The sequence below is a fragment of the Pseudomonas grandcourensis genome (assembly GCF_039909015.1).
Taxonomy (GTDB): Bacteria; Pseudomonadota; Gammaproteobacteria; order Pseudomonadales; family Pseudomonadaceae; genus Aquipseudomonas; species Aquipseudomonas grandcourensis.
The window spans coordinates 3,167,598-3,182,451 of the sequence record NZ_CP150919.1 but is presented as its reverse complement, the minus strand read 5'-3'; the positions used below and the strand labels follow the sequence as shown (position 1 = coordinate 3,182,451).

Below are 14,854 nucleotides of genomic sequence, written 5' to 3'. Positions count from 1 at the left end.
AGTGACCGAACGGAATAATTCAAAGAGCATAAAGGATTGAACATGCCGAAACATGCGACGAGGTTCATCAGTTCCGCCCTCGCTTCTGCACTGCTGCTCAGTGCCTGTTCGTCACTGGAGCCCAAGCCCTCCACCGACGAAGAGAACCGTCAACGCATCCTCGCCGATCAGGCGCGCATGTATTCCGGCCAGGAACCGGTCAGCGCGCCCATCACCTTTTATGACGCGGCCGCCCGGGCGTTGAAATACAACCTCGACTACCGCCTCAAACTCATGGAAAGCGCCCTGGCGTCGGACCTGCGCGATGTATCCAGCCATGAGATGTTGCCGAAGCTGGTGGCCTCGGCCGGTTATGCCGGGCGAAACAACGATTCCGGCGGTACCTCAATCGGTATTGAAGACCGCCAGGTCAGCTTGCGTCCGTCGACCTCCGAAGAGCGCTATCGCGAACTCTATGGCCTGGGCCTGAGCTGGAGCCTGCTGGATTTCGGCGTGGCCTATTACCGCACCCAGCAAAAGTCCGATCAGATCCTAATGGCCGAGGAGCGTCGGCGCAAAGTCGCGCAGAACGTCTTGCAGGATGTGCGCAACGCCTACTGGCGCGCCCTTGGCGCGCAACGGTTGATGCCCGAAGTGGACAAGCTGCTGATGCGCACCCACACCGCGCTGACCTCCGCGCGGGAAGCCGAAACACGTGGCCTGTTGCCGCGCCAGGAAATCCTCGCCTACCAACGCGCCCTGCTCGACTCCATCTACCTGCTGACCGTGCGCCGCCAGGATCTGGAGTTCGCCCAGGCCGAACTCGCCGCGCTGATGTCATTGCCGCCGGGCTCGAAAATGATTCTGGCCGACATGCCCGATCCGCCGTTGCCGGAAGTGCGTCAGAGCATGGCGCAGCTGGAGCAACTGTCGCTGGAACACCGCCCGGAAATCATGGAAGAGTGGTATCGCAAGCGGGTCAACCAGAAAGACCTGGACATTGCCAAAGCGCAGTTGTGGCCTAACGTCACCGCGGATTTCGGCTACCGGTACGATACCAACAAGTACCTCTACAACAGCGACTGGAACGCCACCGGGTTGCAAGTCTCGATGAACCTGCTGCGCCTGCTGCAATTGCCGTCGCTCAATGCCGCGCAAAAATCCCAGAGCGAAACCGACGACACGCGCCGGGTGGCGCTGTCCATGGCGATCCTGACTCAGGTACGGGTCGGCACCCTGCGCTATCAACTGGCGCGCCAGGAAGTGGAGTTCACCGAAGACAGCCTGCGGGTCGACCGCAGCCTGCTCGACTACGCCCAGGCGGCGAAAACCGGCGCCCTGGGTTCCGAGCTTGAGGTGATCCGCTCCGAAGGTCGCTACCTGCTGTCGCGCTACCAGCGTGAAGCGGCGTTCTCCAGTGCCCAAGCGGCGTGGGGTCGCTTGTACAACTCCGTGGGGCTGGACGTCCTGCCGGAGGAAATCTCCAAACACGACGTCAAGACTCTGGCCCGGGAAATCCAGCGCACCTTGAACGAACAGGAACAGCAACGTCTGCTCATCACCCAGCAAGGAACGCCGAATGTACAAACCCGCCCTTGAGTCCCGCATAGGGGCCCTGCTGTTGGCCTGCCTGATCCTGCCCGTCAACGCCGATGACACACCGTTGGCGCCCACCCTCGATAGCGCCAGCGCCATTCGCGTGTTGCTGGCTGCTGAACTGGAAACCACCCTGTCGAGCCAGATGAGCGGCACCCTGGGCGAGATGAAAACCGGTTTCGGCGAGCATGTCGCCAAAGCCGAAGTGCTCGCCCGTTTCAACTGCAACGAAGCCGAGGCCCGCAGTAAAGTGGCGGCCGCCGAACTGGCCATGGCCAAGCAGAACCTGGAGGCGAAAAAACAGCTGCGCCAACTCAACGCCGTGGGCGACATCGAAGTCTCCATGGCCAACACCGAAGTGCAGAAAGCCGACGGCGCGCGGGCCATGGGCGTGGCCCAGAGCGGCTATTGCCAGGTGCTGGCGCCGTTTTCCGGGCGTATCGCCAAGGTCTACGTCAAGCCGTTCCAGACCGTCACGGCCGGTACACCGCTGTTCGACCTGGTCAGCGACGGCGCCTTGAAAGTCCGGCTCAACGTACCTTCCAAGCTGCTCAAGACCCTCAAGCCCGGCCTGGCGCTGCAGGTGAGCATTCACGAAACCGGCAAGACTTACCCAGCCCACGTCAGCGCCATCAACTCGCGGGTCGATGCAGTGGCCCAGACCGTCGAGCTCGAAGCCCGGCTCGACCAGAAATACCCCGACCTGATGGCGGGCATGAGCGGCACGGCGCATTTCAATCAGGACACTGCGCTGCAAAACGATGCACAAAACAGTGCCCAACCATGACAATGAACGAGCCGCTGCCCCACCCTCATCTGCTGCTGGAACTCGATGCCCTGCGGGACAAGGCAATCGCCGCCGACTCGCTGAACGCCCTGGCGTTCAGCATGGCCAACGATCTGTACCCGCTGCTGCCGTTTCATCAGGCCCTGGTCTTTGCCCAACGGGAATCGTCGCTGGAACTGCTGAACGTTTCCGGACTGTCACGCCCCAGCGAAGATTCGCCGTACCTGGTCTGGTTGCGCCGGGCCAGTCGCTGGATCGCCACTCAGGTTGCCGATGGCGAACCTGTGTGGCTGACACCGGACACCACCACCCCGCCGCCGGACGTCGTCGAAGGCTGGAGCGAATGGTGGCCGTCGGGCCTCTGGTGCATTCCGCTCCAAGACCGTGAAGGGCAACGCCTGGGTCTGTTGATGTTGCTGCTGGAGCAGGAGCCGCCGACCGTGTTGTGGCAACACCTCAAAGGCCTGGTCAATACCTGGGGCTACTGCTGGGCCGCGCTGACCCGGCATCGGCGCCTCGGCCGCTGGCGCCCCAACCGCAAACAACTGCTGTTGGGCCTGATCGTGCTCGGCGCCTTGTTGTTGCTGCCGGTAAGGCAAACCGCACTGGCCCCGACGGAGATCGTGTCGCGCCAGGCGCAAATCATCAGTTCACCCATCGACGGCGTGATCGAGCAGATCCAGGTGCGCCCCAACCAACCGGTGGAAACCGGAACACCATTGTTCTCCCTGGACGAAACCACCTTGCGCAGCCGCGCCGAGGTGTTGGGCAAGGAAGTCGCGGTGGCCGATGCCGAGTTGCAGGCGGCCAGCCAGCGGGCGTTCGATAACCCGCAAAGCAAAAGCGAGCTGACCCTGCTTCAGGGCCGAGCCCAGCAACGCCGGGCCGAACTGGCGGCGGTGCAAGCCCAACTCAAGCGCACCAAGGTCCTTTCACCCCGCGGCGGCGTGGCGGTGTTCAGTGACCCCAACGACTGGCTGGGCAAACCGGTGGTCACCGGCGAACGGATCATGCAAGTGGCCGACCCGAGCCAACCGGCCATGCTGATCCAGCTGGCGGTGGCCGATGCCATCGCCCTGGAGCCCGGGGCGCAAGTCACGCTGTTTCTCACGGCGTACCCGTTGACCCCGCTCAAGGGCCAGATCCTCGAAACCAGTTACCAGGCCCGCCCCAGCGATGAAGGCGTGGTCGCCTATCGTCTGCTGGCAAGCATCGAAGGCGCGCCGGAGCATGCGCGCCTGGGTCTGCACGGCACCGCCAAACTCTATGGCGGCCGGGTGATGCTCGGTTACTACTTGCTGCGCCGGCCGCTGGCGACGCTGCGGGCGTGGAGTGGCTGGTAATGCTCGATCCCGCTGACTTGCCCCTGCCGCCCTTGCGCGAAGACCTGCGCCTGAGCGAAGCCGCCAACGGCAGCAACGGCGAACCGGCCTGGGTGATCCAGGACACGGTGATCAACCGTTTTTACCGCATCGGCTGGCTGGAATTCGAATGCCTGCTGCGCTGGGGGCAGTCGCCCCGGCAGATCAGCGAACAGATCTGCGAAGGCACCGCGCTCAAACCGGATGTCGAACAGATCCTCGACTTCCGCCAGTTCCTCGAACAGCACCAACTGCTGCGTGCAGGCCCCGCAGCCCTCGAACGGCTAAAGGAAAAGGACGAGGCAGGCAGTTGGCTGAGCTGGCGCTGGTGGTTGCACCATTACCTGTTCTTCCGCATACCGTTGCTGCGTCCGCAACAACCGTTGCAGCACCTGGCTCGTGCGCTGGGCTGGCTGTTTCACCCGCTCACGGGCCTGCTGGTGTTTACCCTGAGCCTGTGGGGGGTGATTCTGGTCCTGCAGCAATGGGATGTCTTTACCCACGCTGTGGTCGAGTCGTTTTCCACCGAAGGCCTGTTCAGCTTCGCCCTGGCGTTGATCGTCGCCAAGACCCTGCATGAACTGGGGCACGCACTGGTGGCGACGCGCCTGGGCTTGCGGGTCGGGCACATGGGCATCGCCTTCGTGGTGTTGTGGCCGATGCTCTACACCGATACGGGCGAGAGCTGGAAACTCAGTCGCTCGCGCCAGCGCCTGGCGATCGCCTCGGCCGGTATCGTCACCGAGTTGTCCCTGGCCGGATTGTCGACCCTGGGCTGGGCCCTGTGTGATCCGGGCCCGCTGCGCAATGCACTGCTGTACCTGGCGACCACCAGCTGGCTGCTGTCACTGGCGCTCAACGCCAGCCCGTTCATGCGTTTCGACGGCTACTTCATCCTCTCCGACCTGCTGGACTTTCCCAACCTGCACGAACGCGCCTCAGCCCTGGCGCGGGTCACCCTGCGCCGTAATCTACTGGGCTTGCAGGAAGACTGGCCGGAAGCGTTCCCGACCGGGCAACGCCGGCTGCTGGTGACGTTCGCGATCATCACCTGGCTGTACCGGCTGGTGCTGTTCCTGGGGATTGCCCTAGCGGTCTACCTGTTCTTCTTCAAACTGCTGGGGATCATCCTGTTCATGGTCGAATTGTCCTGGTTCATCGCCATGCCGGTGGTGCGCGAATTGAATCATTGGTGGCAACACCGCGCCGGCATCCCAAGCCGGCGCAAGCTTGCGTTCTACGGCGTGCTGGCGCTGATTGTCGCCGGGCTGGCGATCCCCTGGCATAGCCAGATCGACGCGGTTGGCGTGGCCCGTGCCGAACACCAGTTGCGCGTCTATGCGCCCTACCCGGCGCGCCTGCAATCGATTCATGCCGAAGGCCCCGTCAATGCCGGCGCAACCCTGATCGTGCTCGACGAGCCGGACATTGCCTCGCGCCTGCAAAGCAGCGAAGCCAATGCCCGCAGTTATGAAGCGCGCCTGTCAGGCTTGTTGGCCGACCCCGGCGGACTGCAGGAAGACGCCGTCACCCGGCAACGCCTGAACGTACAATTCGAAGAGGCACGGGCCGCACGCTCGGAGATCGCCCGGCTCAACCTGCAAACACCCTTCGCCGGGCTCTGGCTGGACGTCAATCCGGACTGGAAAGCCGGCCAGTGGGTAGGTCGCCAGGAATCCCTGGGCATGTTGATCGACCCGCGCAGCTGGCAGGTGGACGCCTATGTCGCACAGGACCAGGTGCATCGCATGGTCACCGGCGACCGCGTGCGCTTTTACCCGGACGGCCAGACCACCCCGCTCACCGGCCGCGTCCTGGTGATCGGCAGCACCCGCGCCAGCCAACTGTCGCACCGCATGCTGTCCTCACGCTTCGGCGGCCCGGTGCCGACCACCTCGGCGGAACACGCGCTGATCCCCAGCGCGGCGTTGTTCCAGGTGCTGATTCAACTCGACGAACCCTTGCCGAGCCTGCGGGAAACCCGGGGGCATCTGAAGATCGAAGGGGAACGGCGCAGCTTGCTGGCTGATGGTGCTACGCATTTGATGGCGGTGTTGATGAGGGAAAGTGGTTTCTGAAGGCAGGATCCAAGTGCCCTTACCGGCAGGCGCTATCGATGTTCGCGTGTGTGCCACAGGCGCAGCAGATAGAGGGTTGAATGTTGAATTTCATATCGGAGTTCGTAGTGGCCGATCAAAATTCGACGCACATCCCGTGGGTCGAATTCCTCCAGTCGCTCGCCAATGCGCGGGTTGGTCAGCAAGGTGCCGGGAGCAGCCGTAAGCTGTTGAACCGTGTGGACAGCGGCGGAATGATTGACGGTGGCTAGAAATTCGTACAAGCGAGCTACATCAGAAAGCGCCTTGCTGGTCCACTTCAACTCCATCAGCGCGGCACCGGTAATGGGGATTCCGTGCTGAGGCTTTCGGCCCATGCCTGGACAGCCTGATGATCGATAACGCGGCCGGCATCCACATCCGCCAAGGCCTCACGGGTCAGGCGACTGCGCTCCTCCTCTTGATCCAGCCACGCTGACAGTGCCTGCTTGACGATCCAGTTTCGAGATCGATCCAGTCGATCAGCCAGTTCATCAACCCGCTCGGCCAGGTCTACTGGGACGTGCGCCGTCACTGATCGGGTTTTGACAGTAGTAGCCATGAATTTTGCTCCAGCGCCGCAAAATGCAGCAGACACCTGTTAACGTGATTCGGATTGCTTCAATGTGAATCGAATTAAATCACATCCAATAACCCAGGATGGTCAATCGCGATAAATGGTCATCAGGCATTGCATGAGCTCAGCTACCCCGCCACCACAAACACAATGATCGGCCCACACACCGCCAGCAACACATTGGAAATCGCATAACACACGGTAAAACCAATCACCGGGGTATTGCTGCCAGACTGCTCGATGATCTTGTTCATCGACGCCGCTTCGGTCTGCGCACCGGCCAGGGCGCCGAACAGGATCATCGGGTGCAGGCGCAGCACATAGCGGCCGAAGTACAGCGCCACCAGCGGTGGCACGATAGTGACCACGGCGCCGGACAGCAGCAACGCCAGGCCTTGTTCCTTCATCGCGGCAAAAGCCGCGGGGCCGGCCAGCAGGCCGACCACCGCACCGAACGCGGTCAGGCCGAACTCGGAAAACGCCCATTGCGCAGCCGGTGGCAATGCGCCGATTTCCGGGTGGCGCGAGTTGTACCAGCCAATCACCAGCGCGGCGACCAACACCCCGCCACCGATGCCCAGCTCCACGGGGATCATCCCGATATGGGTCGACAACAGCCCCAGCAACGAGCCCAGCACCATGCCAAGGGTGTGCATGGCGATGTCGCTCTTGTAGTTGTTCTCGCGAATCCGCCCTAGCCGCTTGGCCACCGCTTCGACACTGGCGGTACGGCCGGTCAGGGTGATCACGTCGCCTCGACGCAGCACGGTGTTGGGCAGCAAGGGTAACTCGTAGCCCTGGCGGGTGATGGTATTGATGAAGCAGCCCTGGCGCCTGGCGCTTTCCAGCCGGCTTTTCGCCTGATGGATCGTCTTGCCTGCGAACTCAGGCGAGGTCACGACGATGTCCACTTCGCGGGTGGGGAAAGACAGGGATTCGGCATGATCGATTTCCGGCCCGATCCACTGGGTGAGCGTGCCCACGGCTTCGCGCAAGGCGTAGACCCCGACGATATCCCCAGCCATCAGCGTGAAAGCTTCGTCTCGCTCGAAGACTTTTCCGGCACGCACCACGCGCTCGACGGTCAGCGACTCGTGCTGTTTCTCCACATCGGCAATACGCTGCCCATTCGCCGAACCGTTGTCAGCCACCTGATGGGCGCGCACGACGATGCGGGTGTACGGCACGGTGATCGCGTCTTCTTCCTTGGCGATGCCCAGCTCCAGTTCCAGCTCCCGTGCCGATGCCTTGAGGTCCACGCCCAGCAGCTTCGGGGCAATGCTGCCGACGAAGACGATCAGGCCGATGGTGCCGAACAGGTACGTGATCGCGTAGGCAATCGCCATGTGGCTGTTGAGTTGGGCCCTGGCCGCGGTGTCGATCGACAGTTGATTGATGGCGCTGGTGGCGGTGCCCATGATCGCCGTATCGGTCAGTGCGCCGGCCCCGAGCCCGGCGGTGAAACCGGCGTCGAAATCTAACACCGCATTCATCAGCAGGATCGCCGCCAGCGCGGTCCCGCACAGCACCACGCTCAACACCACCAGTTTCAGCGTGCCGCGATTGAGGCTGCCGAAAAACTCAGGCCCGCTCTTGAAGCCGACCGCGTAGATGAACATCACGAAAAACACCGTCTTCAATCCGGTCGGCACTTCCAGCCCGATCTGGCCGATCAGCAGCCCCATCAACAGCGCACCGGCCACGGAACCGAGGTGGAAACTGCCGATGTGGATGCGGCCGACGAAGACGCCCAGGGCGATGGCCAGGAACACCGCGATTTCCGGGTCAGTGCGCAGGGCGTGGAGAATGAACTCAAGCATGGTGCGAACTCCCTTTCAGGCGAAATCAGGATTCCTTCGGTTCTTGTGCCGGGGCCGGGTACCACTTGTCCCTGGGCACCCATTTCTCTTGTTGCGGATCGCCCAGGTAGTGCGGCGACATGATCTGCACGCCGTACTCGTTGAACACATCCTGGATGTTAGCGTGCAGCATGCTCAGCAGCACGGCGCGCGGCCGAGGCTGACTGGGAATGGCCTGGGCCACCAGCCGGTACTCCGGGTAGAAGTCCGACAATGCCGTCTGGAACACCTGGGCCGGCGGTACTTCGAGAATCCCCGGCGTACGTTTCGCGGCCTCCAGCAACATCGCCTCCTCCTGCCGCCACGGCGTGTCGTAGCCGATGGTCACGATGGTGTCGACCACGTAGCCGGGGCCTTGTACCACCCGCGAGTAGTTCTTGGTGACGGTGCCGGTGATCATCGAGTTGGGCAGGGTCAGCACCTCGCCCAGGCCGGTGCGAATGCTGGTGGTGAACATGCCCAGTTCGGTCACCGTGCCTTCGTAGTCGCCGATGCGCACAAATTCGCCGGGGCGCAGGGTTCGGGTGTAGGTCAGGATCAACCCCGCCGCCGCCTGGCCCACCACGCTGGTGGCGCCCAGGGAAATCATCAGGCCGATCAACACCGACAAGCCTTTGAAGGCATCGGTGCCGGCGCCCGGCAGGTACGGATAGGCCATGGCCAGGGCAAACAGCCAGATCGCCAGGGACGTCAGGCGCTGGGTCGGTTGCAGAGTTTCATGGTTGAGCCAGCTGAGGGTTCCCGGTGCCGCCATCCGCCGCAGTATCCGCCGCATGAACGCGGTTGCGCCGCGGGCGATGAAGAAGATCGCCAGCGCCACGCCCAGCCCGGGTATGGCACCGACGATGCCTTGCAGCAGATAGTCGCCGAGCTCCAGCAGATAGTTGTTGAGGCTCTCGCCCCAGGGACGGGTATAGGGAAAGCGCGACAGGACGAAGCCCAGCCATTCGTACGTCAGCAGCAACACGACGATCCAGCGCACCAGCTCCAGCAGGCGGCTGGCCAACGGATACAGGTAATTGGCGTCGACCAGCGGCACCCGTCCGACTTTCAGGGCCTGGGTGTGCCGATGCATCAGCTCGGGCAGTTTCTTCAGCACCCTGCGCCGAAGGTACGACATGCCGAACAGCAGCGCGATGTAAATGCCGGTGGCGATCAACGCGGCGACCACGGAGCGCAGGATCAACTGCAGGCTACGGGCCTCCCGGGTTTCGGCCACGACCTGGCGCAGCCTGTCGGCCGCGGCTTCGGCGGCCTGCTGTACCGAGTCGTATTCGGTCTCGTCGAAATCCTTGGGCGAAACGATAAAGGCACGCCGGCTACCCAGCAGCACCATGTAGCTTTTCATGATCGGATCGATGGTGACATTGAGGTCATCGGCGTCATCCAGTTCCTCACCGATCACCGTTTTTGCCCGCTTGACCCGCGAGGCCGGGGCTTCTCCGAGGATGGTCGCGCGAAACACCATGATGCTGCGGTTGGCCACTTTCAATTCAACGGGAGCATCAACCACTTTCGGCGCGTCCTCGGCCCACAGTTGCACCGACCAAAACATCCCGAAAACAGTAAACATTACAGCGAGCAGCCTGCTCCGCATGTGTCGGATCCTTACTTCGCAAAATTCAAATCGAGGGTACGTACCGCAGCGTAGTTCACCGATGAACGGTTGTCAGATTTGAGCTACAGGCAGTTTTCTTATCCGTCTGTTTCCTTGAAACAGCGAGCTCAAGCCCCGGAAGTTGTGCTCTTGACCGGATTTTCGAAACATTGAAGATCCCTGTGGGAGCGAGCTTGCTCCCACAGTGTGTTGGGTACCGGACTCAAGGATTGACCTGATACCCCTTGCCCTGCAGACAACTGCTGTAGGCCGATGCGGTATTCGTCTGGGTGGTTTTTTCGTCCGCCCGACGTTCCTGACGCTGACGTGAACCACCGACCACCATCCCGGCCGCTGCCGTCGATTTGGCCCGGTCCTGGCGATAGTCCTGCTTCCTGTCATCGTCGACACGATCATAAGCTTCGTCGTGCTGATTGCCGCGCACCTGGGCCGCCGTCGCGCCAGCGGCAGCCCCCACAGCGGCACCCTTGACCCTCCCGCCGGAAGGCGTGGAAGACGTCGAGGTGCTCTGGCTGGCGGCGATGCTGTTGCATTCGTTGATGTCGGCCTGGGTCTGTTGCGAACTTTGCCCTTTCATCGGCACCACCGATTGTGCCCAAAGCGGGCTACTCAAAACCGACAATGCGATGCACAGGCTGACCGGTGAAAACCTTTTCATGATGACCTCCGACAGGCATGCCACAACGGGCAAGCCTTGGGGCGACTGGCGGATGGCAAGCGACGTCATGCGTCGCCCTGCCGATCGGATGGAGCAACTGAAAAGTGTAGTTCAACGGCCTCGCAGAGACGGACTTCCGAACAAGCGGTGGTGATCTGCGGATGTGTGGTTACTCAGGCGGATCGAGCTGATCCAGCGCCCGGTTCACCGCCAGCTCTCCGAGCATGATCACTTGCGCAATGCCCAGCAGCGCATTGCGGCTGGTTCCTTCCAGATGATCCACCAGATCGGTGGCCATGACATTGGCCGACGCCAGCGATTCACAGGCATGCACCAGCAAGGTCTCGACATTGAGTTCGGGATTGACGATGAACATGCTGCTGGGTTTACGCGGCGTGGCCATGATGCCGGGGCCGGGATTGAGGTAATGATCGAGGGCGCGCTCGGCGGCTTCGTGAAGTTTTTGGGAGTCGAGGCTTTCGTACGGGGATGTCGGATCGGTGTCCGGCGGGTTGGGTGTGACTTTGAACATAGTGAAACTCCAGTACTTATTACGTTGGAGCCATCACTTTCGCTACCAAACGAAGGGTGGTGGCCATACGCAGGTTGGTAGACCGGAGTACTGGAGCCGGCGCCTCCGAAGAGGCCCTGCGCATGACCACCATAAAAACAGAGACCAAAATGAGCATCTGCTTGATGTGTCGTTACGCGCCAGACTCCGGGCTACCAAACCCGATCGCTGTTGTTTTCCAGCGACCGGCCAACGATAAAACCCGGCACCAAGACGCACAAGCCGGCGGATTCTGGCGTAGCTGTAGGCAATGACGCAAGCCGTTGTAGCTTGCGAGAAGTAACGCTGACAGCCGTTAAACACGCCTCAGTCGTAAGCTGAAAATACAAAAAACTGTGGGGTGTTAATCAGGCATTGGTGGTCAGCGGATAGAGCTTGTCATCAAACTGCGCCAACTTCGGAAACACCAGAGGCTGGTCGTCGCTCAAGTGCTGCAAACGCTGGCTGTAATCAACCAGAAATTGCTGGCGCGCTTCTTCACTGATGTACGGCACATGCCAGGCCACGAAGGGTTCCAGCACGTCGAAACCGACATACGCCAACGTGCCACGCAAGATCGGCCGCAGCATGTCTTCCAACGGGCCATGAATCGCGCCTTCGCCAAACATGTGTTCACGCCCGCCCAGGGTCACGGTCACCAACGCTTTCTTGCCGGCCAACCCACCCTGATCGTAGAAGCGCTTGCCGCCGTAGCAGATGCCGGACACCAGCACCCGGTCGATCCAGCCCTTGAGCATGGCCGGGGTGGAGAACCAGAAGATCGGGAAGTTGAGGATCAGCAGGTCGGCCCACAACAGTTTGTCCAATTCCGCCTGGATGTCCGGCGCCAGTGACTGGCTCTTCACGCCCAGGCGTTGCTCCAGGGCATAGACCAGGTACTCGGGGTTTTCCCGATTCGAGAAATCCGCGTCGCTGGCCACCGGATTCCAGTTCATTTTGTACAGGTCGCTGACCTGCACTTCATGGCCCTGGGCTTCGAGGGTGGCAACAGCCTGGTCCCGCAGGGCGGCGGTGAAGGATTGCGGCTCCGGGTGAGCGTGGACGATCAGTACTTTCATGGTGGTTCCTTAGACTTGTTCCAGCGAATCGGTTGAAGGTATGGAGTAGCAACATCATGGCTGATGAACAGTTTGAATCGCCAACCGTCACACCTGGATCGCCTTCACTTCGACAAACTCGTTCAACCCCTCCTCACCCCATTCCCGACCGTTACCCGACTGTTTGTAGCCACCGAACGGCGCCTGATAATTGAACGCCGCGCCATTGAGAAAGCACTGACCGGCGCGCATCTGCCGTCCCAGGTGCAAGGCGCGCTCGGCACTGCCGGCCCAGACGCCGCTGGACAGGCCGAACGGCGAGTCGTTGGCGATCTGGATCGCCTGTGCTTCATCGGTGTAGGGAATCAGGCACAGCACCGGGCCGAAGATCTCTTCCTGGGCAATGCGCATGCGGTTGTCGACATCGGCGAACAGTGTCGGGCTGACATAGAAGCCACGCTCGAAAGTCGACGGCGTATCACCGCCGCACAGCAGTCGTGCGCCTTCCTGTTGGCCGACCTTGATGTAGTCGAGCACGGTACGTTTTTGCCCGGCCGAACACATCGGGCCAAGGAAGCTTTGCGGGTCGAGGGGATTGCCCATGCGCAGGCTCAGGGTTTCCGCCAGCGCCAGTTCCACGGCCTCGGCGTAGCGACTGGCCGGCAGCAGCATGCGGGTCAACGCGGTGCAGGTCTGGCCGGAGTTGATCATCACGTCCTGCACGCCGTAGCGCACCGCCGCTGCCAGATCGGCATCCTCGGCGATCAGCAACGGCGACTTGCCGCCCAGTTCCAGGCACACGCGCTTGACCGATGGCGCCGCCGCCTGCGCGACGCGAACGCCGGCGCCGGTGGAACCGGTGAACGACACCATGTCCACGTCCGGGTGTTTGGCCAGCGCTTCACCGACTTTCGAACCCGGGCCGCTGACCAGGTTGAACACACCGGCCGGCAGGCCGATGTCTTCGATCATTTGCGCCAGCAGGAATGCATGCAGCGGGGTTTCCTGGCTCGGCTTGACCACCACGGTGCAACCGGCGGCCAGTGCCGGGGCGAGTTTGCCGATCAACTGGTGCAGCGGGTAATTCCACGGGTTGATGAACGCACAGACACCCACCGCCTCGCGGATCACCAGCGAGTTGCCGACTTCGCGCACTTCGTCCATGAGATGAGCCAGTTCGACGTACTGCTCAAGGCCAGTGATCGGCCCGTCGACCTGCACCGAGCGGCACCATTGCACCGGCATGCCCAGTTCAGTGGTGATGACCGCGGCCATTTCATCGGCACGATTGCGCAGTTGGTCGGCCAGTGCGCGGATGTAACCGGCACGCACGCTGGACGGCGTGCGCGACCATGAAGCGAAGGCGTGGCGTGCAGCCGCCACGGCGTTTTCGACATCGCGCTCATCACCCAGCGGAACGCTGCCAGCCACTTCTTCCGTGGCCGGATTGATCACCTCGGCGATGCCCTGCCCCGACGGGGTTTGCCAGCGACCGTCAATAAACAGTGTCTTGTGATTAAGCATGAAGCTTGGCCTCCATCAATTCTTGAGCACAACGGGCAATGCGCTGGCAGGCATCGCGCAGGGGTTCGGCGCCGACCACCAGTCCGAGGCGAATATGCCCCGCCGCGCTCGGACCAAAGGCCTCGCCCGCCAGTACCGACACGCCGTGGCGATCCAGCAAGCGGTCGGCAAACGCCTGGGCGCTGAGCCCGGTCTGGCGGATATCGAGCATCACGAACATGCCGCCATCGGGTTTCAACGCCCGCACGCCGGGGCAATCGGCCAGGCTGTCGCACACCAGGTCGCGACGCTGGCGATAGGCTTCGCGCATGGCTTCGAGTTCTGGCAGGTTGCTTTCCAGGGCCACCACCGCGGCGTCCTGAATGAAATCCGGCGAGCCGTAGAGCATGCACAACGCAAGGTTTTCCAGGTGCGCGGCCAGGGATGGCGGCGCCACCACCCAGCCGACGCGCCAACCGGTCATGGCGTGGGATTTCGACAGGCTGTTGAGGGTCGCGGTGCGCTCGGCCATGCCCGGCAGGCTCGCCGGGCTGACGTGCTCGCCTTCGAACAGCAGTTCGCTGTAGACCTCATCGGAAATCAGCCACAGGTCGTGGACGATGCACAACTCGGCCAACGCGGCCCAGGTGCTGCGCGGCAGACTGGCGCCGGACGGGTTATGCGGGCTGTTCAGTGCCATGGCACGGGTACGTGGGGTGATGCGAGCGGCGACGTCTTCGGGCAGCACGCGGAAGCCGTTTTCCGAGCGCACCGGCACCGGCACCACCACGGCGCCGCAAGCACCGAACACCGCTTCGTAGGTGACGTACATCGGTTCGGCAACGATCACTTCGTCACCCGGATTGAGCACGCATTGGGCCACGCTGAACAGCGCACATTGCGCCCCGGCCAGCACGGTGACCTGATCCGCCAAGACGGTTTGGCCGCTGCGCTTCTGATGACGCTTGGCAATGGCTTCACGCAGGGCACGCTTGCCGCGCACCTCGGCATAGTGAGTGTTGCCGCTCAGCAGGCTGTCGATGGCGCCCTGCACGATGGGCTGTGGCGTGTCGAAATCCGGGTCGCCCACGGACAACAGCAGAATGTCTTCGCCTTGCTCGCGCAGTGCCAGGGCGCGGTAGTGAATGTCCCACGCGGCGGCGCCGTCACCGGCGATACGTTGAGTCAGATCGGAAAAGCGCATGGCTTCAT

Annotated in this window: 13 protein-coding genes; 4 read left to right on the top strand and 9 right to left on the bottom strand. The window is 62.3% G+C overall.

The genetic code is table 11. The features are described from left to right. The first annotated feature begins 42 nt into the window (after window positions 1-42). Genes AABM52_RS14225 through AABM52_RS14210 form a run of 4 tightly spaced genes read left to right on the top strand, consistent with a single transcriptional unit; the run spans window position 43 to window position 5,801 of the window. A complete protein-coding gene (locus AABM52_RS14225; protein ID WP_347912430.1) occupies window positions 43-1,578 on the top strand; it encodes a TolC family protein in 1,536 nt (511 codons plus the stop codon). Further along, window positions 1,559-2,362: an efflux RND transporter periplasmic adaptor subunit gene (locus AABM52_RS14220; protein ID WP_347912429.1), complete on the top strand. Its 804-nt coding sequence runs from the start codon at window positions 1,559-1,561 to the stop codon at window positions 2,360-2,362. The genes AABM52_RS14225 and AABM52_RS14220 overlap by 20 nt, the downstream gene beginning before the upstream one ends. Further along, window positions 2,359-3,705, top strand: coding sequence for an HlyD family efflux transporter periplasmic adaptor subunit (locus tag AABM52_RS14215; RefSeq protein ID WP_347912428.1), 1,347 nt, complete (start codon window positions 2,359-2,361; stop codon window positions 3,703-3,705). The genes AABM52_RS14220 and AABM52_RS14215 overlap by 4 nt, the downstream gene beginning before the upstream one ends. Then, entirely contained in the window at window positions 3,705-5,801 is a 2,097-nt protein-coding gene (locus tag AABM52_RS14210; protein ID WP_347912427.1) for an HlyD family efflux transporter periplasmic adaptor subunit, read from the top strand. The genes AABM52_RS14215 and AABM52_RS14210 overlap by 1 nt, the downstream gene beginning before the upstream one ends. Before the next feature lie 32 nt (window positions 5,802-5,833). Here AABM52_RS14210 and AABM52_RS14205 read toward each other — a convergent pair whose 3' ends face one another. The 9 genes from AABM52_RS14205 to AABM52_RS14165 all read right to left on the bottom strand — a co-directional run bounded on the left by AABM52_RS14205 (window position 5,834) and on the right by AABM52_RS14165 (window position 14,846). Continuing rightward, window positions 5,834-6,109, bottom strand: a complete 276-nt coding sequence (locus tag AABM52_RS14205; protein ID WP_347912425.1) for a type II toxin-antitoxin system RelE/ParE family toxin — start codon at window positions 6,107-6,109, stop codon at window positions 5,834-5,836. Then, window positions 6,109-6,381: a ribbon-helix-helix domain-containing protein gene (locus tag AABM52_RS14200; protein ID WP_347912423.1), complete on the bottom strand. Its 273-nt coding sequence runs from the start codon at window positions 6,379-6,381 to the stop codon at window positions 6,109-6,111. Before AABM52_RS14200 ends, AABM52_RS14205 begins: the two co-directional genes overlap by 1 nt. A gap of 143 nt (window positions 6,382-6,524) precedes the next feature. Continuing rightward, window positions 6,525-8,216, bottom strand: coding sequence for an aspartate-alanine antiporter (gene aspT / locus AABM52_RS14195; protein ID WP_347912421.1), 1,692 nt, complete (start codon window positions 8,214-8,216; stop codon window positions 6,525-6,527). A 25-nt stretch (window positions 8,217-8,241) separates the two neighbouring features. Then, window positions 8,242-9,852 carry a mechanosensitive ion channel domain-containing protein gene (locus AABM52_RS14190; protein WP_347912419.1) on the bottom strand — a complete coding sequence of 537 codons (1,611 nt, stop codon included), beginning with the start codon at window positions 9,850-9,852 and terminating at the stop codon, window positions 8,242-8,244. Window positions 9,853-10,075: 223 nt separating this feature from the next. Beyond that, a complete protein-coding gene (locus tag AABM52_RS14185; RefSeq protein WP_347912417.1) occupies window positions 10,076-10,531 on the bottom strand; it encodes a hypothetical protein in 456 nt (151 codons plus the stop codon). A 169-nt stretch (window positions 10,532-10,700) separates the two neighbouring features. Further along, complete coding sequence (locus tag AABM52_RS14180) at window positions 10,701-11,063, bottom strand: DUF6124 family protein (protein ID WP_347912415.1); 363 nt, start codon at window positions 11,061-11,063, stop codon at window positions 10,701-10,703. A gap of 386 nt (window positions 11,064-11,449) precedes the next feature. Next, window positions 11,450-12,160 carry an NAD(P)H-dependent oxidoreductase gene (locus AABM52_RS14175; protein WP_347912413.1) on the bottom strand — a complete coding sequence of 237 codons (711 nt, stop codon included), beginning with the start codon at window positions 12,158-12,160 and terminating at the stop codon, window positions 11,450-11,452. Window positions 12,161-12,247: 87 nt separating this feature from the next. Continuing rightward, entirely contained in the window at window positions 12,248-13,663 is a 1,416-nt protein-coding gene (locus AABM52_RS14170; RefSeq protein WP_347912411.1) for an aldehyde dehydrogenase family protein, read from the bottom strand. Next, window positions 13,656-14,846, bottom strand: coding sequence for an aminotransferase class I/II-fold pyridoxal phosphate-dependent enzyme (locus tag AABM52_RS14165; protein ID WP_347912409.1), 1,191 nt, complete (start codon window positions 14,844-14,846; stop codon window positions 13,656-13,658). Before AABM52_RS14165 ends, AABM52_RS14170 begins: the two co-directional genes overlap by 8 nt. Window positions 14,847-14,854 lie beyond the last annotated feature (8 nt).